This window comes from Bacillus sp. GM2 (assembly GCF_056155945.1).
The window spans coordinates 969309-988049 of record NZ_JBRKSZ010000007.1 but is presented as its reverse complement, the minus strand read 5'-3'; the positions used below and the strand labels follow the sequence as shown (position 1 = coordinate 988049).

At 41.8% G+C, this 18741-nt stretch carries 21 protein-coding genes and 2 pseudogenes; 2 read left to right on the top strand and 21 right to left on the bottom strand.

From position 1 onward, the window contains the following. Positions 1-34: 34 nt before the first annotated feature. From ACVC9U_RS06040 to ACVC9U_RS05990, 11 genes are all read right to left on the bottom strand, one after another. Positions 35-976, bottom strand: a complete 942-nt coding sequence (locus tag ACVC9U_RS06040) for an iron-hydroxamate ABC transporter substrate-binding protein (protein WP_075752517.1) — start codon at positions 974-976, stop codon at positions 35-37. A gap of 174 nt (positions 977-1150) precedes the next feature. Next, the gene (locus tag ACVC9U_RS06035; protein ID WP_075752333.1) at positions 1151-3049 is read right to left on the bottom strand and encodes an LTA synthase family protein; all 1899 of its coding nucleotides are present in this window, start codon (positions 3047-3049) and stop codon (positions 1151-1153) included. Positions 3050-3230: 181 nt separating this feature from the next. Further along, complete coding sequence (locus tag ACVC9U_RS06030; RefSeq protein WP_075752331.1) at positions 3231-4205, bottom strand: ROK family glucokinase; 975 nt, start codon at positions 4203-4205, stop codon at positions 3231-3233. Between the two features lie 24 nt (positions 4206-4229). Then, positions 4230-4427 (bottom strand): YqgQ family protein, encoded by a 198-nt coding sequence (locus tag ACVC9U_RS06025; protein ID WP_020452188.1) that lies wholly within the window; start codon positions 4425-4427, stop codon positions 4230-4232. A gap of 100 nt (positions 4428-4527) precedes the next feature. Next, a complete protein-coding gene (locus tag ACVC9U_RS06020) occupies positions 4528-5982 on the bottom strand; it encodes a spore germination protein (RefSeq protein WP_075752329.1) in 1455 nt (484 codons plus the stop codon). Positions 5983-6059: 77 nt separating this feature from the next. Continuing rightward, on the bottom strand, positions 6060-7598 hold the full coding sequence (locus ACVC9U_RS06015) for a rhomboid family intramembrane serine protease (RefSeq protein ID WP_075752327.1): 1539 nt from the start codon (positions 7596-7598) through the stop codon (positions 6060-6062). A gap of 96 nt (positions 7599-7694) precedes the next feature. Then, a complete protein-coding gene (locus ACVC9U_RS06010; protein WP_167564577.1) occupies positions 7695-7868 on the bottom strand; it encodes a hypothetical protein in 174 nt (57 codons plus the stop codon). 42 nt (positions 7869-7910) lie between these two features. Further along, positions 7911-8483 carry a 5-formyltetrahydrofolate cyclo-ligase gene (locus tag ACVC9U_RS06005; RefSeq protein WP_075752325.1) on the bottom strand — a complete coding sequence of 191 codons (573 nt, stop codon included), beginning with the start codon at positions 8481-8483 and terminating at the stop codon, positions 7911-7913. Between the two features lie 49 nt (positions 8484-8532). Then, a complete protein-coding gene (rpmG, locus tag ACVC9U_RS06000; protein ID WP_003183500.1) occupies positions 8533-8682 on the bottom strand; it encodes a 50S ribosomal protein L33 in 150 nt (49 codons plus the stop codon). Between the two features lie 285 nt (positions 8683-8967). Further along, a complete protein-coding gene (locus ACVC9U_RS05995; RefSeq protein WP_237562596.1) occupies positions 8968-9897 on the bottom strand; it encodes a glycosyltransferase family 4 protein in 930 nt (309 codons plus the stop codon). Next, positions 9894-10391: a hypothetical protein gene (locus ACVC9U_RS05990; protein ID WP_075752323.1), complete on the bottom strand. Its 498-nt coding sequence runs from the start codon at positions 10389-10391 to the stop codon at positions 9894-9896. Before ACVC9U_RS05990 ends, ACVC9U_RS05995 begins: the two co-directional genes overlap by 4 nt. A 175-nt stretch (positions 10392-10566) precedes the next feature. On the opposite strand from ACVC9U_RS05990, the gene ACVC9U_RS05985 reads away from it, so the two are divergent. Further along, on the top strand, positions 10567-10917 hold the full coding sequence (locus ACVC9U_RS05985) for a hypothetical protein (protein ID WP_011198121.1): 351 nt from the start codon (positions 10567-10569) through the stop codon (positions 10915-10917). After that, positions 10914-11393 (top strand): endolytic transglycosylase MltG, encoded by a 480-nt coding sequence (locus ACVC9U_RS05980; RefSeq protein WP_075752321.1) that lies wholly within the window; start codon positions 10914-10916, stop codon positions 11391-11393. Before ACVC9U_RS05985 ends, ACVC9U_RS05980 begins: the two co-directional genes overlap by 4 nt. 56 nt (positions 11394-11449) lie before the next feature. On the opposite strand, the pseudogene ACVC9U_RS05975 reads toward ACVC9U_RS05980, so the two are convergent. From ACVC9U_RS05975 to pstB (ACVC9U_RS05930), 10 genes and pseudogenes are all read right to left on the bottom strand, one after another. Further along, positions 11450-11676 (bottom strand): annotated as a pseudogene (locus ACVC9U_RS05975) (IS3 family transposase); the annotation flags it as partial. Positions 11677-12202: 526 nt separating this feature from the next. After that, positions 12203-12499: a methyltransferase gene (locus tag ACVC9U_RS05970; protein WP_075752319.1), complete on the bottom strand. Its 297-nt coding sequence runs from the start codon at positions 12497-12499 to the stop codon at positions 12203-12205. Continuing rightward, the gene (locus tag ACVC9U_RS05965) at positions 12489-13043 is read right to left on the bottom strand and encodes a stage II sporulation protein M (RefSeq protein ID WP_075752317.1); all 555 of its coding nucleotides are present in this window, start codon (positions 13041-13043) and stop codon (positions 12489-12491) included. The genes ACVC9U_RS05970 and ACVC9U_RS05965 overlap by 11 nt, the downstream gene beginning before the upstream one ends. Continuing rightward, positions 13040-13747: an ABC transporter ATP-binding protein gene (locus tag ACVC9U_RS05960; RefSeq protein ID WP_075752315.1), complete on the bottom strand. Its 708-nt coding sequence runs from the start codon at positions 13745-13747 to the stop codon at positions 13040-13042. The genes ACVC9U_RS05965 and ACVC9U_RS05960 overlap by 4 nt, the downstream gene beginning before the upstream one ends. After that, positions 13744-15438 (bottom strand): hypothetical protein, encoded by a 1695-nt coding sequence (locus tag ACVC9U_RS05955; protein WP_075752314.1) that lies wholly within the window; start codon positions 15436-15438, stop codon positions 13744-13746. Before ACVC9U_RS05955 ends, ACVC9U_RS05960 begins: the two co-directional genes overlap by 4 nt. A 72-nt stretch (positions 15439-15510) precedes the next feature. Continuing rightward, positions 15511-15855, bottom strand: a complete 345-nt coding sequence (locus ACVC9U_RS05950) for a circular bacteriocin, circularin A/uberolysin family (protein WP_020452200.1) — start codon at positions 15853-15855, stop codon at positions 15511-15513. 24 nt (positions 15856-15879) lie between these two features. Continuing rightward, entirely contained in the window at positions 15880-16533 is a 654-nt protein-coding gene (locus ACVC9U_RS05945) for a YIP1 family protein (RefSeq protein ID WP_075752312.1), read from the bottom strand. 192 nt (positions 16534-16725) lie between these two features. Beyond that, positions 16726-16953, bottom strand: a pseudogene (locus ACVC9U_RS05940) (IS3 family transposase); the annotation flags it as partial. Positions 16954-17123: 170 nt separating this feature from the next. Then, the gene (gene pstB / locus ACVC9U_RS05935) at positions 17124-17903 is read right to left on the bottom strand and encodes a phosphate ABC transporter ATP-binding protein PstB (protein ID WP_003183523.1); all 780 of its coding nucleotides are present in this window, start codon (positions 17901-17903) and stop codon (positions 17124-17126) included. A gap of 12 nt (positions 17904-17915) precedes the next feature. After that, a complete protein-coding gene (pstB, locus tag ACVC9U_RS05930; protein ID WP_043928725.1) occupies positions 17916-18728 on the bottom strand; it encodes a phosphate ABC transporter ATP-binding protein PstB in 813 nt (270 codons plus the stop codon). Positions 18729-18741 lie beyond the last annotated feature (13 nt).

Genomic DNA, 18741 nt, shown 5'->3' with positions numbered 1-18741 from the left:
GAAACTTCCGCCTAAATAGGCGGAAGTTCTTCTATTAGTTCGCTAAGCTTTCTGTAATAAAGTCAAGCTGGCCCTCTAATGAAATCGGATCGGAAAAGTAGAAGCCGACAGGGTCGATTTTATAGACATGTTGATGTTTGACCGCGCCAAGGTTCTTCCAAATGGAGGTATTAAGCACGGAGCTGTCGTCTCCGCTTGTTTCCCAGGGACCTATAAATATATAATCTCCGGCGAATTCAGGCAGCTTTTCTAATGAAATGCTCGTGTAGCCCGGCCCTTCGTCGATTGCTTTTTCCTTCGTCAGCTTTGTCGCCTTTAAGCCGAGATCTTGATAAACAATGCTTCCTCCCCTTCCGAATTGATCGCCGAATACAAAGATTTCTTTGCCGTTCGTTTGCATAATGGAAACCGTTTTGTCCCCGACCGCTTTTTGAATTTTTGATTTTGCCGCGGCAACTTTTTTGTCCCATTCAGCCAGCCATTTCTCCGCTTGATCTTCAGTGCCTGTCATTTTTGCGAAATCCTTCAGCCGTTCAGTGTTATTCAAGCTGTCATATTTCAAAGCGACCGTCGGAGCGATTTTTTCCAGCTTTTCGATATCAGCGCCTTGGGTCGTCCATACAACAATCAGGTCCGGTTTTAATTGAATAACCTTTTCAGCGGAATTTCCTTCACCAATATTTGTCACACCATCGGTTTTCCCCTTGAAATAAGGATTTTTGAATACCCTGTCAGGGGCACCCACTACATTGAGACCGAGTGTTTTGAAATAGCCGAAATAATCGTCAGCCATGACAACCACCCGTTTCGGATGCTTCGGAACTTTAACCGTTCCGTTTTCAGCCTTGTATGTAATCGTTTCTTCGCTTTTTGATTTAGAAGAAGAATCTTTGCTCTCTGTTTGATTGCCGCATGCTGTCAATGCTAAGACCAATAATAGTACAAAGCATGCTCCCGCGAGCGTCTTTCCTTTCATATTCACCTTTCATACCTTCTTTCTGGTTTGAATATCGATAAAGAGAATCATTATCAATTATATCATAACCGGCATCGGCTTGGATCATGATTTTGATGACGGACGCTTGTCATTAAAAACAGGCCGGAACGATATCCGGCCTGCTGCATCAGCTTTCTCCGCCAAAAGAAAAGCTTACTCGTCTTTCGGCTTGGCGTCAGATTGCTTTTTTAAGCGCTCGCTGTCATAAAACCTCAGCAAGTCGCCATAAATGATTTGATCTGAATATGAAAGCTCCTGTTTCGCTTTTTCAATGTACGGCTCACAGCCTTTTTTATCTTTAGACGGCTTTCCTGTCGATTTATCATAGCATATGCCGTCTGTGTATACTTTGTCTTTCGTAATAAAGCTGCCGTCGCGAAGCACTGTAAACTCCGTTTTGTCTTTGGCAAACAGGTCGTTTCCAAACTGGATCTGATCGCTTGAATCGATTCCGAGAAGGTTCAGTACAGTCGGCCGAATGTCGATTTGGCCGCCGACGGTGTCAATGGCTTTCGGCTCTTTATCCGTCACTCCCGGAATGTGGATCACAAGCGGGACTCTTTGAAGCTGCACTTCCTCAAACGGAGTTACTTCTCTGCCGAGGAATTGGCTCATCGCTTCGTTATGGTTTTCGGAAATCCCGTAATGGTCACCATATAACACGATAACAGAATTATCGTAGAGGCCGTCTTCTTTCAGCTTTTCAATAAAACGTTTAAGCGCTTCATCCTGATAGCGGACGGTCGGGAAATATCTGTTTAACGTACGGCTTTTTGAATCAAATTCATCGATCAGTTTATCTTCCTCATCCAGCTCAAATGGAAAATGGTTTGTCAGCGTGATCAGGCGGGTATAAAACGGCTGAGGCATTTCTTTCATCAGCTCTGATGTTTGTTCAAAAAATTCCTTATCTTTCAGTCCCCAGCCCACTGAGTTTTCTTCGTTTACATCATAGGAATTGATATCGTAAAACTTATCGTATTTCAACGTATCGTACATAATATCCCGATTCCAGAAGCTTTTGTTGTTCGCATGGAAAATCGAGGAATAATAGCCGTGATTTTTCATTATTTCAGGCATTGCCGTATATTCGTTTCCTGCATTCGTAAAGAAGACCGCTCCTCTTCCAAGAGGGTAGAGAGAGTTGTCGACGATGAATTCGGAATCTGCCGTTTTGCCTTGGCCTGTCTGATGATAGAAATTCTCGAAGCTGTAGCTTTTCTTTATCAGGTCGTTTAAATAAGGCGTAATCTCTTTGCCGTTTAACTTTTGGTTCACGACAAAGCTTTGGGTGGATTCCAGGGAAACGAGAATCACATTCCGCCCTTTGGCGATCCCGGCCAGTTTCTTATTGGTGTCCGTGCGGTTTGCGTTGACATAGTTTTCAATCTCCGTGAGGCTGTTGCTGTCGGCGAGCGCACGCTGTGCAGACTGCTTTGACTGGATCAGCCCGTCATAGATATGGAAGTTGTAAAGGCTGATATTCTTCACAAGAACTTCCCTGTCAAACGATCTTGTTAAAAGCTGCGGTCTTTCTGTCTCAGAAATCCCTAAATTGAAAAAGAAAACGGCAGCGACAAATAGATAGTAAGCCGCGCGCTCCTTTCTTGTCGCCTTTCCGCCTGTTTTGGCAGGCTGGCGCTTGTACAGCCAAATTAAAATGGCAATGTCGACGATGAGAAGCAAATCAGTCGGCATAAACAAAGAGTTGATACTGCTTCCCAAATCGCCCATATTATTCGTCTGGAACAATACAGGAATCGTTAAAAAGTCGTTGTAAAAACGGTAGAAGATCATGTTCGCAAGCAAGACAAACGTCAGGACGATGCTTGCCCCGATAATAAACCGGTTCCTGTTTTTTTCTTTAAAAAACAGGCCGATTCCGAATATAAACAGCAAAAAGCTTAAAGGGTTGATGAACAATATAAACTCTTGCATGAAGTTTTCAATTTTAATATTGAAGCTTGTTTTGTAGACGACATACGTTTTCAGCCACATCAGCAATGTCGCAATTAACAAAAACGAAATCTTTGAAAAAAATGACTTTCGCATTCGAAACCTCCCTATGCAGCAAGACGCATGTTTCCGTAAACTGAATTTCCACATATTGTTTTATTTTAGAAAAATCGCTAAAATTACTAAATCATATCTTAACCTGTCTGTACAAAAAAATCAATCATTTTTCACATTGGCTTAACAGTGTTAACAATGCTGCAAAGCGGTCTGAAAATGCTTATAAAACAGGCTCCGCCTGGCTTTTCAGCCATTGGTTTTTTGCGATCCATGCGCCGCCGATCACGCCTGCGTCGTTTCCAAGTGAAGCGATTACGATCTCAGCCGCCTCGCCGGCCCGCGGAAATACGAAGCGGTTGAAAGATTGTTCAACTTTTGAGCGCAGGATTTCTCCTGCTTTTGAGACGCCTCCGCCAATTACGATTTTCGAAGGATTGAGCGAGCTCGCCAAGTTGCCGAGGACCATTCCTAAATGACCCGCCACATAATCGACGACTTCGCAAGCAACCGGATCATTTTCCCGGGCCGCTTCAAAAATATCGCGCGCCGTGATCTCCGGACATGCACGCAAGTCTGTATTTCGATGGCCGGTTTTTATTTTTTCTTTGGCAATCCTGACGATCCCCGTTGCCGAAGCGATCGTTTCGATACAGCCGCTTTTTCCGCAGTTGCACGGCGCTCCTCCTTCAGGAACTGAACAGATGTGGCCGATTTCACCGCCTGCCCCGTTTTGCCCGCGGACGATTTCTCCGTTTACAATAATGCCGCCTCCGACACCCGTTCCCAATGTGACAAGAATTAAATCCTTTGCGCCGTCTCCCGCTCCTTTCCACATTTCGCCGAGAGCCGCGATGTTCGCGTCATTTTCAATGACCGCCGCTATTCCTGTCTCTGCTTCAAGGTGGTCTTTTAACGGATAGTTTTCCCAGCCCATGTTCGTCGTTTTATAAACGATGCCGGTCTCCGTATTGACGGGGCCCGGAGCGCCCATGCCGATCCATTTTAAGATGTGCTTCGGTTTGCCGAGCTCTTTCAATTTGCCGTCGATGGCTTTTGCGATGCTTACCGTAACCGTTTCCCCCGATTTATCGGTCGGAATTTCCCACTTGTGCAGGATTTCGCCATAAGCGCTTACAAAAGCGAGCTTTACCGTTGTTCCTCCAAGGTCGACTCCGACCAGCCAGCTGTCATTCATTCTGCTCCCCCTCTAATCCCTGTTTTATTTTCTCTTTACTTTTGTGAGTTCATTCTGCAAAATTGAAACGCCTTTAAGCCATTGTTCTTTTTCTATCAGATTCGAAAGAAACATTTCTTTCAGTTCGTCCATCATATATTCAAGTTCAAGTTCGCGGTCTCCAAAATAAACATAACATCCAAACTGTTTCAGCAACAGCTGTACATCATAGGCTGTTTTCATTTTATTTCACCATTCTTTAAAGGTCTAACATTAGAGTATTCATAAAGCTGTCCGGCGTCAAGCAAAAAAAAAAAGCCTGTTTTCCTGGGAAAACAGACATTCAGCGGTCGGGATCCTGGGGATCCAAAAATACGGGTCTTCTATTTTTCAGCGGCATTGGCGTTCGAATCGCGATATCTCGAAAGGCTCTGTAGTCAAAGGGGATAAACGGCCATAAATACGGCACATGAAACGACTTCATTCTGACCAGATAAATCACCCAGCAGAAGATCGCGATGACAAAGCCGATCGGCCCGAATGCGCCGGCCGCGATCAGGAGAACGATTCTTGCCAGCCTGTTCGCGATGCTCAGCTCATAGCTCGGCGTAGCAAACGTGCCGATAGCCGCAACAGCGAGATACAAGACGACTTCATGCGAGAAAAGTCCGACCTGCACCGCCACTTCCCCGATCATTAAAGCAGCTACAAGTCCGAGAGCCGTAGCCAGAGACGACGGGGTGTGGATTGCAGCCATCCGCATCATGTCGACGCCTATTTCAATTATGATGAATTGCGCAAGCAGCGGAAGAGCCCCTTTTTTGTCAGGCCCTATATATTCAAGGGCGTCCGGCAAAAGATCGGGATGGACGGAAAGCAAAAACCACAGCGGCAGCAAAAAAATCGATGCCAACACAGATATAAAACGAACCATTCGCAAATAAGCGCCTGCAAGAGGTTTGTTTCTGTACTCTTCGGCATGCTGCAGATGGTGCCAAAAAGTAACAGGGGTAATCAGCGCGCTTGGCGAGCCGTCCACAAAGACAAGAATGTGGCCTTCGTACAAATGAACGGCCGCAGTATCAGGCCTTTCTGTATAACGAACCGTCGGATAAGGGTTCCAATGACGGCCGCCGATATATTCTTCCAGTGTCTTTTCCGCCATTGTCAAAGCGTCCGTATCGATCGCTTCAAGCGATTGTTTCAGCTTTTTTACACTTTCCAAATCAGCGATATCTTCCAAATAGCAGATGACGACATCCGTTTTGCTTCTTCTGCCGACCTGAAGGAACTCCATTCTGAGGGAACGGTCGCGGATTCTCCTTCTCGTCAGTGCGGTGTTGAACACGATCGTTTCGACGAAGCCGTCTCTTGAACCTCTGACGACACGTTCATTGTCGGGTTCCTCCGGGTTTCTTGCCGGGTATGTCCGCGCATCGATAATAATGGCATGGTCCACCCCGTCGACAAGGAGAACGGCCGGCCCAGACAGCACCTGGGCGGCTGCTTTGTCGAGGTCGTCTTCCGTATCAATTTCGATGTATGGGATGTACGTTTTGATCAGCTTCTCAAGCGGATCGTCTTCCAGACTTTCAGGGGTGAGCCTTGAGAGATTCTTAAGCAGATGGTGCATAATATCATCTTTTACAAAGCCGTCGACAAGATAAAGCGACATGTCTCTATCAGCATAAACAACATCAAGCCGGATCATGTCGAAGCTTTTGTCGACACCCAGCTTTTCATTTAAATATTCAACATTTTTCGCTAAATTTTTTTGGACCGCATGCTTTTTTTCCATTGTATATTAAAAGCTCCCGTCAAAATGAGTCTGTTCTAAAGACCATTTTTAACATAACGGAAGCTTTTCATACTTGGTTACCGGGCGGTTTCTTTCTTAAGTTCGTCCCGAAACGCTTTATACAACTCTTCATCAGGCTTTTCTGCCAACGCTCTTACAACAGACTGTTCGGCTTTGGCAAACTCGCCTTTTTGAGCATAGAGCCTGGCAAGATTATAGTGTGAGGCGTGATCTGATGGATCTTTTTCAACGACGGCCTCGAACCTTTTCTCCGCGTTTTCATACTCGCCGAGCTGATATTCGGAATAAGCGAGCAGTCTTAAAGTGTCGCTGGAAGCATCCTGTTTTGAGCCCGCTTCCTGCAAGGCATCTTTTACCTTTTCATAGTCTCCCTCATCATACCATTGCGCCGCCTGATGCAGCATGGCATTTTCCTGCATCGAAGCTGAATGTGTCCCAAAGTACAGGGCCCCTCCTCCGATGACAAAGATGAGGACCCAGCCTGCCAGCCGTTGGAGCGGTCTTTTTTTCCCGGGGATTCCGACCGCCAAGGCCGTCAGGAGACCGCCGATCAATCCGCCGATATGGCCGGCATTGTCAACATTTGAAATGGTGAAACCGAGGCCGAGGTTCAGAATGATAATCACAATGATATTTGTTCCGATCGTTTTTAAGAAAGCTTTCCGGTTTGAAAAAGCCAGATACAAAAGTGCCCCCAAACAACCGAAGATGGCTCCCGAAGCCCCTGCGGACGGATACGGGCTGAACAGAAAGCTGCCGATCGATCCAAAAATTCCGGCTGATATGTATATAACAAGAAAGCGGAATGATCCAAACACCCTTTCTGCCGCGGCTCCGACAGACAGCAATGCAAATGTATTAAACATGAGGTGGACCAATCCGATATGAAGAACGATCGGCGTGACAAGCCGCCACCATTCCCCGGCTAACAGGAGGCTGTTTTCCTTCGCACCGAACCGGATGAGCGTGTCGGTATTCTGACTGCCGCCCGACATTTCCAGAAGCAGAAACATGAAGACTTGAAGCACTGCAAAAATCCAGGTAAACATCGGTTTGCCTTTCTCAAATACAGCCGCTTCCCGCCGCCTTTCTTCTTCTCTTGCTTTAGCCGCTGCTAATACTTCGGCTCTCTTCTCTTCCACATTCTCGTATCCGGCATCCTGCATGTGGCCTGTCAGCTCATCCGGCCCCATGTTTAAAGCAACGGCGAGTTTGCGGAAGCCTTCTTCAGCCGAAGCGTGCTCAATAAAAACCGGCACGATGCTGATCCGTTTATCTGCGACCGGATGACTGACAACATCTTCCCACTCATCTACAGGTGCTTCCTGCGACAAATAGACGTTCAATATCGAGAGCTTTCGCTGCCTTGATGCTGCTCTCAGGCGCTCCGCTCTTTCATAAAGAGATTCCAAGTCACCGACGAGATCCTGTCTGAAATCGATATCCTTTCGAAAAACGCGAACCAAATCATACGGCGCGCTCCCCCTTGCTTCAAGCCAGGCTTCTCCGAATGAAGCGGGTGCCTGGACAAGCTCAAAATCCCTGTCTAAGAGGTTCCCGATGAAATTCCAATACAAATAATCGATTGAATACATACCGACGCTCCACAATTGTTTTTGTCCATTATAACAGGAAACGCGTCATTCTGCGCCTTTTAAGCGCTTTAAAAAAACCCCGTTTTTAAACGGGATTCAGAAAGCCTGCTGTATAAACTTATTGCGAAAAAACGGAATTCTCATCATCAAATGGATAAAATAGTGGCGGATCTGGTTTTGACCAAGAATGAAATTGATGACACGATAACGGTTTTGAAAAAACACAAGAGCGGCAATGACGCCTACTGCAGCGAATGTAACTTTTCTCATATGATCCCTCCTATAACCGTATCGTGTCTCATTTTTTAATAATTATTCAGCAGACCCGCTGCAGGTGTAAACGGCGTCTTCGGTAAAAATTTGCTCAACCGGAATGTCGTGCGGTTCTTTTGGGACATGATCGATCACTTGGCACTCGAAAGCCAGCGATGCGGTATCTTTTGTGAAACCGGCCAGGTATCTGTCATAATAGCCGCCTCCATAACCGATTCTGTATCCTGTCCGGTCATAGCAAATTCCCGGCACAAGGATGAAATCGATGTCTTCAGGCTCCATCCGCCCGGTTTTGTGCACGATCGGTTCCTGCAGCCCAAAATACACAACTTCAAGATCGCTTTCATCCTGAAAGCTGCGAAAGTGCATCTCTTTTGTATCAGGCATACATTTCGGAATGCACACCGTTTTTCCTTCAAGCCGTGCCTGTTCGATAATCGGTTTTGTCGGAACTTCGCGATTTCTGGATATCGTGAGGGCAATGACAGACGCTTTTTTCCACTGTTTTGATTGAAAAAGCTTCCGGTGAATCGCTTCCGCCTTTAGAAGAAACTCCTGTTCCGGCATGTTTGCAAGCCTCTTTCTGACCTCGTTTCGTAAAGAACGCTTCACATCTCTTTCCCCCTTAAAAACAGAAAAACAGCAGGAAAATCCCTGCTGCTTACTTTGTTTCGCGGTGTAATGTTGATTTTTTGTCACGTGGGCAATACTTTTTGAATTCAACGCGATCTGGATTGTTACGCTTGTTCTTTGTAGAAATATAGTTACGCTCGCCGCATTCAGTGCAAGCTAAAGTAATATTAACGCGCATTTATTTTTCCCTCCAAACTATATATCATTTCTGTTCAGACTTATCTATAATACCACTTATGATGCCGGAATGCCAGGCGTTTTTTTTAGTTTGTCACGGTTTGTTAAAAAGACGTGTGATACACATGTTGCAAAAACACATTTTTGATATATCCAGGATCATGCAAATCCACTATATAAGCCTCTGCCGTTCGCCCGACCTTGAGCAGCTGCTCCTTAGCGCCGACAATTTCTGCGAGCGCATATGCAGCCTTATCCGGATCATTAAAATCAAGATGAAAGCCTGTCACCCGATCGATGACGAAATCGTTCCATCCCCGTTGATTCCGACGGCGACGGCAGCGCCTGCGGCCATGCTTTCTTGAACAGCGATGCCGAACGGCTCATAACAACTTGGGAAAACAGCCATTTCACAAAATGCCAGCCAGCTCTCTCTTTCCTCTTCACAAAGGAAAGGAAGAATTGTCACACTTTCCTTAATACCCAATTCTCTTGCCTTGGCCTCGATCCCGCTTTGAAGCGGTCCCTCCCCGGCAATGACAAGTTCAAGATCAGGCCGCCGTTTGCGAAGCTGCTGAAAGGCGTGCAGCAATGCGATAAACCCTTTTTCCGGAACAAACCTTCCGCAGGAAAAAAAGTACGGCGCGCTTTTCATTCGTTTTTTCACTGTGCGGCTTTTTTTGCACGGATGGGGAATGACGCGGACTTGCTCGAAAGGAAGCGAAAACGCCTTTTGCATGTCTGACTTCATCATGCTGCTCAGCACGAGAATTTGATCGCTTTTTTCAGCCAGAAGCCGTTCGAGGCTTGCTCTGTATGGGTGGACATTTTCGCCTGCTGCCGTTTTCCGGCCGCTTTCAAGGCCGTGTACCGTGGAAATCAGCGGCACAGCCAGCATCTCGCTGAGATAAACGGCGGCAGGCGCGGTGATATCATCATTTGCATGGATGAAATGAAATTGTCCTTTTTGAGCCAGCACGGTTTTGATCATCTGAAAATTCATGGCGGCCACCGCCTCTTCAAAAGAAGCGAACACTTTTAAATCAAGCGGAATCTCAAGCGTTTCCCATGCATGGCTGTTTTGCCCGGCAGCCGTCGTGCAGACGGTAAAGCTGACTTCGTTCCGCAATAGTTCAAGGTGACTTTTCACATAGCGTCCCGCTCCGCTTTTCAATAAAAGGGGATTTTCCAGCGACAGCAGCAATACGTTGATCAACGGAAACGCTCCTTTCCTTCTATTAAAGAATAACTCGTATACGAGGAAAATTGAGTCGTCCAATCCTGCTGATTGTCGTGATACAGAAAACAGCTGCTGTTTGAATGGATTCCGTTTTCCCCAAGGAAGAAGCAGCTGGATGTGAGAACGGCCAGCGACATGTTGAGCGAATTGTATATCCGGTATTCCGCTTTGTAGAACGCATTGCCTGCAGCGGGAAAAACCGAGGCTTCCCCTTTAAATGCATCGGTATGGATCGTCCGTACGCTGCGCTCTCCGTTTTTTACGCAAAAGAGAAGAATTTGCTTTTCGACGTCTCTTATCCTTTCAAACAGAACCGCTTCAGCCGCAGAAAGGGCCGCATCTGAGATCTCCCAGCTCAGCCGAACGGTTTCATGATCCGGCGAAGATATTTTTAAAATATCGTTACAAAACGAAGATTCGCTTCGAATACTATGTTGAAAAGGTTTTTTCGAGATGATTATCCTTTTCACCGTGCGCCCTCCCGTTAAGTCCTGTTATGTATCTATCCTATTGGAAATGGCCCCGCAGGCGCAACGAAAATAAAATTCTTCGACAAAATTTTTATTTTTTGCATTAACTCCTTTTGAAGCAAGCGTTTTTATGGTATAAAAAAGAAGGAGAAAATTAGAATTGAAGGTGATGAACGTGGAAATTGCTATCATTGCGCTGCTCGTTGTCAGTATTGCGCTGATTGCATTCTCATATTTTCAAAGAGAACCGATCAAGGAAGTTGAACAGGAGTTGGAAACCCTTCAGCTGTCCGCCATGCAGGAAATCTATAAACTAAAAAAGAAGATGACCGTCCTTGAGGAAGAGCTCCTCGATTCAAATGTGGTCGTCCGCAGACCAAATGCCGGAATCAGCCAGCATATTGCGAAGCAGATTCTTTCAAAATACCAAAACGGCATGTCTGTAGACGCCATCGCAAAAGCTGAGCACGTATCTGTCGAAGATGTCAAAGCGATCATTAAAGACAATGAGAGGGTGCTTGTATGACCAGACAAAGTGTACAAGCATTTGCCGGAGGAATGATTTTGGCTACCGCCGTTCTTGCAGGCGCATTTTATTTGACGGATAACGGAAAAGCTGAAGCTTCTAAAGACGCTCAAAACATCAGCGAAAACGATGTCAAAACTTATTTAAAGGACAACCAGCAGGTTTCGCTGAAACGCGAAGAATACCAGCAGCTGCTCCATTATAAAGAGACCGCTCTGAAGCAGGATGCTTCGTCTCAAAACAAAAAAGAGAAGGAAGCAGAAAAAAAAGATTCCAAGTATAAGCTTGAAATCAAAAGCGGCATGAGCACGGCTGAGATAGCAGACCTCCTTGCAAAAGGAAAAGTGATTTCATCTGCCGATGACTTCAAAGATTATGTGAAAAAGACCGGAAACGAATCTAAAATCCGCGCAGGTAAATACGAACTGAAGCGCGGTGACAGCTTGAAAAACATCGTCAAAACGCTGTCTAAATAAAAAAGCAGACTGGAACGGGACTGACCCCCGTTTTGAGACAGGATTCAAAAACACCTTTAAACAACCAATTCCCGATAGTTTACCGGTGATTGGTTGTTTAGTTTTGTTTGAATACGAATATTGTTAAAATAATGAATGTATTCTTTAACAGTGCGTTCTACGATGGCAGTCGTAGTTCGATCAATGCTGTTAAGATAGAACGTTTCAGACTTTAGTGAGGAATGAAACGATCCGATGGAGGCATTATATTAATAGCTTTCTGATACTCGTAAGATGTATACACTTAACCTTGGTCGTACAGTAAGCAAGGACTTATATGTAATTTTTACAAGTGGAAGCAGTGCGGGTACAGTTAAGTGTGAGATCATCCCAATTGCAGCTGTCCCCATGGAAACAGTGACAACATTCCCCTTTGTCAGCTTTTTAATGCTTTGATTAGAGGTTCAAAGAATCCTGTGTCTTGTAAAATGCAAAAAATAAAGTGGCGAAGATAAACATGGTCGCCACTGGCAGTACTTTGATAATCCCTTCTTCAAAGAAGGTTTAAATATCATTGATGTCAAATCCAGCAATGAGCACCCCTATCAGAGACACGATGGTCGGACTTACTTTCCCAAAATCAGCAAACCAGTAAACGTTAACATAAGACCCCTCCTACAATAAACCGTTTACATACCTATACAGTAACAAAAAGGATGAAGAACCCATTCGTAGTACGGGGTGGAACTTGTCAAAAAGCAATTCAAATTATTAATTTAAACAATCAAAAAACATCCATTAAGGATGTTTTTTGATTGAGAATTAAGCACTTAATTTAACCAAAAGAAAGTAACTGTAATTAAAATTATTAAATATATGGCCGAAAAAATTCTATAAATACCTTTTTTGGTTTGGAAAGGTGGGGATATAAAAGTTACTAAAATAGTCGGGCCAAACAAAGCAATCAAAAAGTACCTATAATCAAAAAAGATAGTACAGATTGATAGCAGTATTGAAAAATAAAATACTATTATAAATGAAGTATTAACTTTACTTTTCGTTTCTTTTTGTTCTTCTTCTGTATGATCATCCAATAATTTATCTATCTGCTTTTTATTAAAGAACATAAGAGCCTCCTAATGTTAATTTGGTAAGTAAATAAGGCGTTATTAATGCTTCTGTAACAGCAGCAAGTAATGTCAATAAAAATAGTATAATAACAAAGTACAAAAAATCTAGTAAAAACTGTTTTTTCGGAAATTTAATACCCCTTATCTTCATATATACGTAATCTAACAATTTGAAACCAAGTGCTCCCGATAAAATCATTGCGGGAATCTCAAAAATACCGTGAGGAACCAAAGCAGTTAATATAAATAAGACATCGTTTCCATGGTCGGTGATACTATGTAAAGAAGATAGACCGACTAAGAAGCCATTCAATATTAATAAGATAGATGTCAAAATTCCAAATGTAAACATTGAAAAAATGAGAAATAAATTTGCTGCAAAATTATGTGTAAAATAACCCAATACTGTGATATTTTGAACATTATCTTGACTAAGACTAGGTAGAATATTGTTAAAAATCACACCAAGAACTAAACCCACTATGTAAAAGGAGCTTGCTATATAGAGTATACGCTTATTTCTTTTTAATAATTCCTTCATTTTAGAATCGTATCCATATCCCTTATAATCAAATCTTCAAAATCCTTTATGTCTGTAAGGTGATTATATTCTTTAACTAAAGTACCATTAATCAGTATTCCAACCTTATCACATAGTTGTTGTGCTATGTTTACAAGGTGTGTAGACATGATGACAGTGTTTCCCTGTTCAGCATAACGTTTGAGAAAACTTTTCATCATCTTTGTAGTTGGAGGATCAAATGCACCTAATGGTTCATCTAATATTAATATTTCTGGTTCATGAAGTATGGCTCCTGCAACAGATAACTTATGTTTCATACCAAAAGAAAATGTAGATATCATGTCATTTTCATTATCTTTCAAGTTAAATTGACTTAACAAAAGATCTATTCTATCATTTTTAATCTCATAAGGGACATCTTGTAAATCAGCAACAAACTCAAGGTACTCTCTAGGTGTTAAATAATGATAGATAAAAGGCGCGTCTGGAACGTATCCTATATATTTAAGGTAAGAGGATCTTTCAGATTCCAAGGTTTCTCCTTTGATAGTGATTTTACCTTCGTAAGGTTTCACTATACCAAGGATACATTTTAAAAGAGTTGATTTACCGGCTCCATTTGGTCCAAGCAAGCCGTACACTTTGCCTTTCTCTATCTTTAAATTAATAGATTTAAGGATCAGTTTATCTTTATATTTGAAAGACACATTTTCAATGTTCATGTTTTCATCTCCCAATTTTTCGTTCCTATTCTTTTAATCCAAAAATAATAAAAGAATCCAATACCTATAACAAATAAAATGGTGCCTGTTACAATGACTAAAAAGAATATTCCCCTATTAATAATATCAAATGTAACGAGAACGCCTGTGATACCATACAACTGAAGGTAAAATGCCAGTAACACTCCGAGAATAGTATGTTCAAAAAATGATGCTTTAACAGATGAACCAATATCTTCGAAATTCTCCCAATCTAAACGAGGATAGAGAAATGTTCCAATAATTTGCCCAGCACCTATGATAAGACTGATGGAGTTAATCATGATGAACAATATAAATTGCGTCATAATATCTAAGTTGAATAACAATAAGATAAATAGAAATAACGTATTCATTAAAATAAGAATCACAGATAAGTGCAATAAAGATTTTCCTGCGATCAATTTAAAAATAGAAGCACCCGAACTCTTATAAACATAAAGGTTCTCACGCTCTGCATCTGCTGAAGTTACGCCAAGTAATCCCTCTCCTAATAAAGATGTATTATAAGTCACCGCAAATAAAATTGGGTAGATAACAAAGATATCTGAGAAATCAAACCACATTTGATTTAAACTAAGACCTATCAATACACCTAGTTCTATTGCAATCATATTAATGGAAAGTACCAGTCGTTTTTTTATTGTAAAATTAGCCCTTAATAGTGCAGTAAGGTCTTTCTTTAGAATAGCAATATTTTGCCGTGGTAAGGCCTTTTGTAAGAAGCTTAAAAAAGGCAACTTAATTGGTTTTAATTTTGGCAAAAGATTATTAGGTACTGCTTCTTTTATAATCAATACTTTCGAAATTAAATGAAAGGTAATAAAGACGCAAAGGCAACCTAAAGCAATATAACCTATAGAATATATAAAAAATAAATGTATATCACTTGTTGAAAGTAAAAACCAATTTGTAGGTAGCCAATTGGTGGCTAATATCATATCTAATTTGAATAGATATATGAAATTGCCAATAGCTTCAAGGAGATCATTTTGATAAAAATAATTAAGTCCAATCCAGCCAAGAAAAGTAGTTGAAATGGCAGATATACAGGCAATTCCTATAAGGGATAACAAGCTTTTTAATCGTGAATTTAAAATGTTATGTAGAAATTTAGAATAAACGATGTATGTAAGCGATGAATAAAGACTTGTCAGTCCAACAATAAATATTAGCAGTGATGGAAATGATAACAAAAGATATATACGGTCATGTGTAGAAAAATTTATAAAAAAGAGTATAGGGAATAACACTACTGTTAATTTAAACAGGATGTTTAGAAAAATTGTTGTAAAGAACCTTGATAATAAAATTTTTTTTGGATCCGTTTTTAAAGTATGGAGAAGAAGAAAATCTTCAGGATATACATATCGATGTATGATATCAGTCGATGATTTTAATATATTCAAAACAAAAAAGAGAATGATAAAATTAGTACCTAGGGTTAGAATATGCTCTGGAACTCCAGTTAAAAGAGTCTGTGAGGCTTTATATAGAATAAATATATACACCAAGAAAAAGGGCGCAAAGACAAATAGAATTTTATTTGATTTAAGTAAATTTTCGCTTGATGGAAAAAAATAAATCAAGCGATTTAAAGTTCGTCTATAGGTTAGTTTAAAGTTTGCAATGAGAACCCTTTTGTTGAGCATGTGTATATTCCTCCTAAAACGAAAATAAGGAGGAGTATAATTATACTCCTCAATCTCTTCCTTTTGGTCATTTTACCATTCAGCAGCATATTTCTTGCCGTATTTTTTAGCCAGCTTTTTCGCTGTAGCTACCATTGCAGCTGTAATTAGACCCGTTCCGCCCAAAACAACAGCCAATAGGCTGAGAATTGTTAATACATCGCCTGTTGTCATAATAACACCGATTGCTACATAGGCTGTTTTTTTACTAATTCCTAGGTTTGTTGCAAGGTCTAAAGCGAACTGATGACCTGAACTAAAGTCAATAGAAGCTAAACCTGCAATACCTTCTGAAGAGCCCATCAGGAAAGTAGCAATGGCAAAGAGAGAAACTACACCTGTAATACTTGCAATTTTAAAAAGATTGCTATTTTTCATTTTGAAATTTCACCTCCTTTCAGTTTATAAAAATAAACTTGTTGAAAAAAGAGAAATAATACCTAAAGACATTGTAATGCTAATGATTATGATGGTTTTTTTATAAGAAATTTGATGTATTACTTTTAAGGCAATACACCCTAGAATGGTAGACCACCAAAAGAAAGGGTCAATAATAATATTCAAGATAATATCTAGTGGCTGTTGAGAATTTGGGTAAATAACTGAAAAGGCGAAATCACTACCTAAAAAGAAAGAAAAAATAACGAGTATTGTAAATTTGATGCCTATTGGTATGATTGAATAAATAAAACTAGGGAAAAATTCTTTGGCGGTAGCGGTCCCGCCAATTAATATCCCAATAATATGTATAATAAAAAAGCTTACAAGAACCATCGAGGTAAATTGAATAATACCTAATACTAATGTAATAATCATAATGAGTGTATTCATATCAGTTGTATAATCAATTCCATTGTCTTGAAATGAATTATTAATCAAGGTAGAGAGTGTTGGGAAGATAGCTAAATAAAAGCCTAAAAACAGAAACAATACAGCTAGGAAGACAAACCAAGAATGACGATAATTCTTATCGCTAGAATACTTGATAGAAAGAAAGTCCTTTGGAGAAAATATGAAATGATGTATGAGAGTAATAAAGTTTTGTTTGTTATCCATAAATGCTCCTTATATAAACAAAAGTATTTTTTGTTAATTCTATTAAATAATGTATCACATTTTACAATGTTTGGTAAATATGGAATTTTATTTATTAAGGTAAATTTAAGGTTGAATTGTTTCATAAAAATCGAAAAGAATGCCTCTGGGACTACCCCCTTTTTTTAAAACTTCATTTTGTTGTTTCAGCTAACGACTTTCTGCCTGCAGTCTCTCTAATTCAGAAGAATACTCGGGATCCTTTCCATAAGTATATTGTTTTTCAACAGGCTGTTCGAATCGGTGTTTATCCGCAGCCTTATACCACCTGACCCATGTCTGAACCCGCGCCTTATTCTTGATATTCGATTTCTGCATGATCTCTTTCATAGGTACGCCTACCAATCTCATTTCTCCAGCCTTCCGTTTACTTGTCCCCATAGAAAAAACACCTCCATGTCTTATTTCGGATAACAACTATCCGTGCAAACTTGAAGGTGTTTTTTATTTGTCTCATCTATGGGGTCAGACCCCTTCGTACCAGCCTGCTTTTTTATTGCCTCCGCCGCCGATGCAAAAAAGACTGCCGCTTTAAAACGGCAGCCTCTTTCTCATCCGAACCGGCCTGTTATATAATCTTTCGTCCGATGATCGTCAGGACTTGAAAACATTTTGACCGTATCATTGCACTCAATCAGCTCGCCCATCAGGAAAAACGCCGTTTGATCGGAAATTCTCGAGGCCTGCTGCATGTTGTGCGTGACGATGGCAATTGTATATTTCTCTTTCAGCTTGAGCATCAGCTCTTCGATTTTCAAAGTTGAAACGGGATCAAGGGCGGATGTCGGTTCATCCATCAAGAGAACGTCAGGATTGGTGGCCAGCGCCCTTGCGATGCAGAGGCGCTGCTGCTGCCCCCCGGAAAGTCCGAGCGCCTGGGAATGAAGACGGTCTTTCACTTCATCCCACAGCGCTACATCCACAAGCGCCTTTTCCACTCTCTCATTCAGTTCTTTTTTGTTTTTCAATCCATGGATTCTTGGTCCGTATGCGACATTATCAAAGATCGACTGGGGAAACGGGTTTCCTTTTTGAAACACCATGCCGACTTTTTTCCGTAACTCGACAAGGTCGACTTTGCTGTTGAGTACGTTCGTTCCGTTGTAGCTGATCTCTCCGGTCATTTTGACATTCGGAACCATATTGATCATGAGATTCAGCGTTTTAATGAATGTCGACTTTCCGCACCCTGACGGTCCAATGATGGCGGTAATTTCGTACTCGGGTATTGTCAAGTTAATGTTCTTTAATGCGTGATGTTCGCCGTACCATAAATTCAAGTCGTTGATCTGGTATACATCTTCTGGCTTTACAGCTGTTACAGCGCTCATACCGGCCCCTCCTTATCCAAATCTGCCGTTGATGTAATCCTCTGTCTTTTTTTCTGAAGGATTCATAAAAATCTTTTCCGTACGATCGTATTCGATTAAATCTCCGTTAAGGAAAAACGCCGTTTGATCGGAAATTCTTGAAGCTTGCTGCATGTTATGCGTGACAATGATGATCGAGTATTCCTCTTTTAAACCGACGATTAATTCCTCTATTTTCGCGTTTGAAATCGGGTCGAGCGCTGAAGCAGGCTCATCCAAGAGCAGGACTTCGGGCTTCATCGCGAGCGTCCGGGCGATGCAGAGACGCTGCTGCTGCCCGCCTGACAGCGAAAGAGCCGACTCATGCAGCCTGTCTTTCACTTCATCCCACAGCGCGGCTTTCGTCAAGCTTTCTTCCACGATCTCATCAAGCACGGATTTCCGCCGTTCGCCCGCATATTTTAATGCGTGGGTAATGTTGCTGTAAATCGATTTTGGAAAGGGGTTCGGCTTCTGAAATACCATGCCGATCTCCCTTCTCAGATTGACGACATTGATATTGGAATCAAGGATGTTAAGCCCTTCATACCGTATTTCTCCGGATGTTCTGGCTGATGGAATCAGATCGTTCATCCGGTTGATGCTTCTTAAAAAAGTCGATTTTCCGCAGCCTGACGGACCGATCAAAGCCGTGACCGCATGTTTGTCAATACGCATGGAAATGTCGTTGACGGCCCGCTTTTCTCCATAGTAAATATTTAAATTTTTCACTTCTAAAATATGCTCTTTCGCTTCAGGGAACGGAGCGATTCCGATATTGTCGCGCACGGTTTCCAAAACCGGCATCTGAACCTGAGCC

Bases quoted from the DNA above. Each gene is read 5' to 3' on its own strand.
- ACVC9U_RS05960 (WP_075752315.1), bottom strand. From the start codon at position 13,747: ATGAACATTGAAAATGTGTCTTTCAAATATAAAGATAAACTGATCCTT.
- ACVC9U_RS05945 (WP_075752312.1), bottom strand. From the start codon at position 16,533: ATGGATAACAAACAAAACTTTATTACTCTCATACATCATTTCATATTT.
- ACVC9U_RS06010 (WP_167564577.1), bottom strand. From the start codon at position 7,868: ATGAGAAAAGTTACATTCGCTGCAGTAGGCGTCATTGCCGCTCTTGTG.
- ACVC9U_RS06040 (WP_075752517.1), bottom strand. From the start codon at position 976: ATGAAAGGAAAGACGCTCGCGGGAGCATGCTTTGTACTATTATTGGTC.
- ACVC9U_RS06015 (WP_075752327.1), bottom strand. From the start codon at position 7,598: ATGTATTCAATCGATTATTTGTATTGGAATTTCATCGGGAACCTCTTA.
- ACVC9U_RS05965 (WP_075752317.1), bottom strand. From the start codon at position 13,043: ATGAAGGAATTATTAAAAAGAAATAAGCGTATACTCTATATAGCAAGC.
- ACVC9U_RS05955 (WP_075752314.1), bottom strand. From the start codon at position 15,438: ATGCTCAACAAAAGGGTTCTCATTGCAAACTTTAAACTAACCTATAGA.
- pstB (WP_043928725.1), bottom strand. From the start codon at position 18,728: ATGCCGGTTTTGGAAACCGTGCGCGACAATATCGGAATCGCTCCGTTC.
- ACVC9U_RS06020 (WP_075752329.1), bottom strand. From the start codon at position 5,982: ATGGAAAAAAAGCATGCGGTCCAAAAAAATTTAGCGAAAAATGTTGAA.
- pstB (WP_003183523.1), bottom strand. From the start codon at position 17,903: ATGAGCGCTGTAACAGCTGTAAAGCCAGAAGATGTATACCAGATCAAC.
- ACVC9U_RS06035 (WP_075752333.1), bottom strand. From the start codon at position 3,049: ATGCGAAAGTCATTTTTTTCAAAGATTTCGTTTTTGTTAATTGCGACA.
- ACVC9U_RS05980 (WP_075752321.1), top strand. From the start codon at position 10,914: ATGACCAGACAAAGTGTACAAGCATTTGCCGGAGGAATGATTTTGGCT.
- ACVC9U_RS05970 (WP_075752319.1), bottom strand. From the start codon at position 12,499: ATGTTCTTTAATAAAAAGCAGATAGATAAATTATTGGATGATCATACA.
- ACVC9U_RS06030 (WP_075752331.1), bottom strand. From the start codon at position 4,205: ATGAATGACAGCTGGCTGGTCGGAGTCGACCTTGGAGGAACAACGGTA.
- ACVC9U_RS05950 (WP_020452200.1), bottom strand. From the start codon at position 15,855: ATGAAAAATAGCAATCTTTTTAAAATTGCAAGTATTACAGGTGTAGTT.
- rpmG (WP_003183500.1), bottom strand. From the start codon at position 8,682: ATGCGCGTTAATATTACTTTAGCTTGCACTGAATGCGGCGAGCGTAAC.
- ACVC9U_RS06025 (WP_020452188.1), bottom strand. From the start codon at position 4,427: ATGAAAACAGCCTATGATGTACAGCTGTTGCTGAAACAGTTTGGATGT.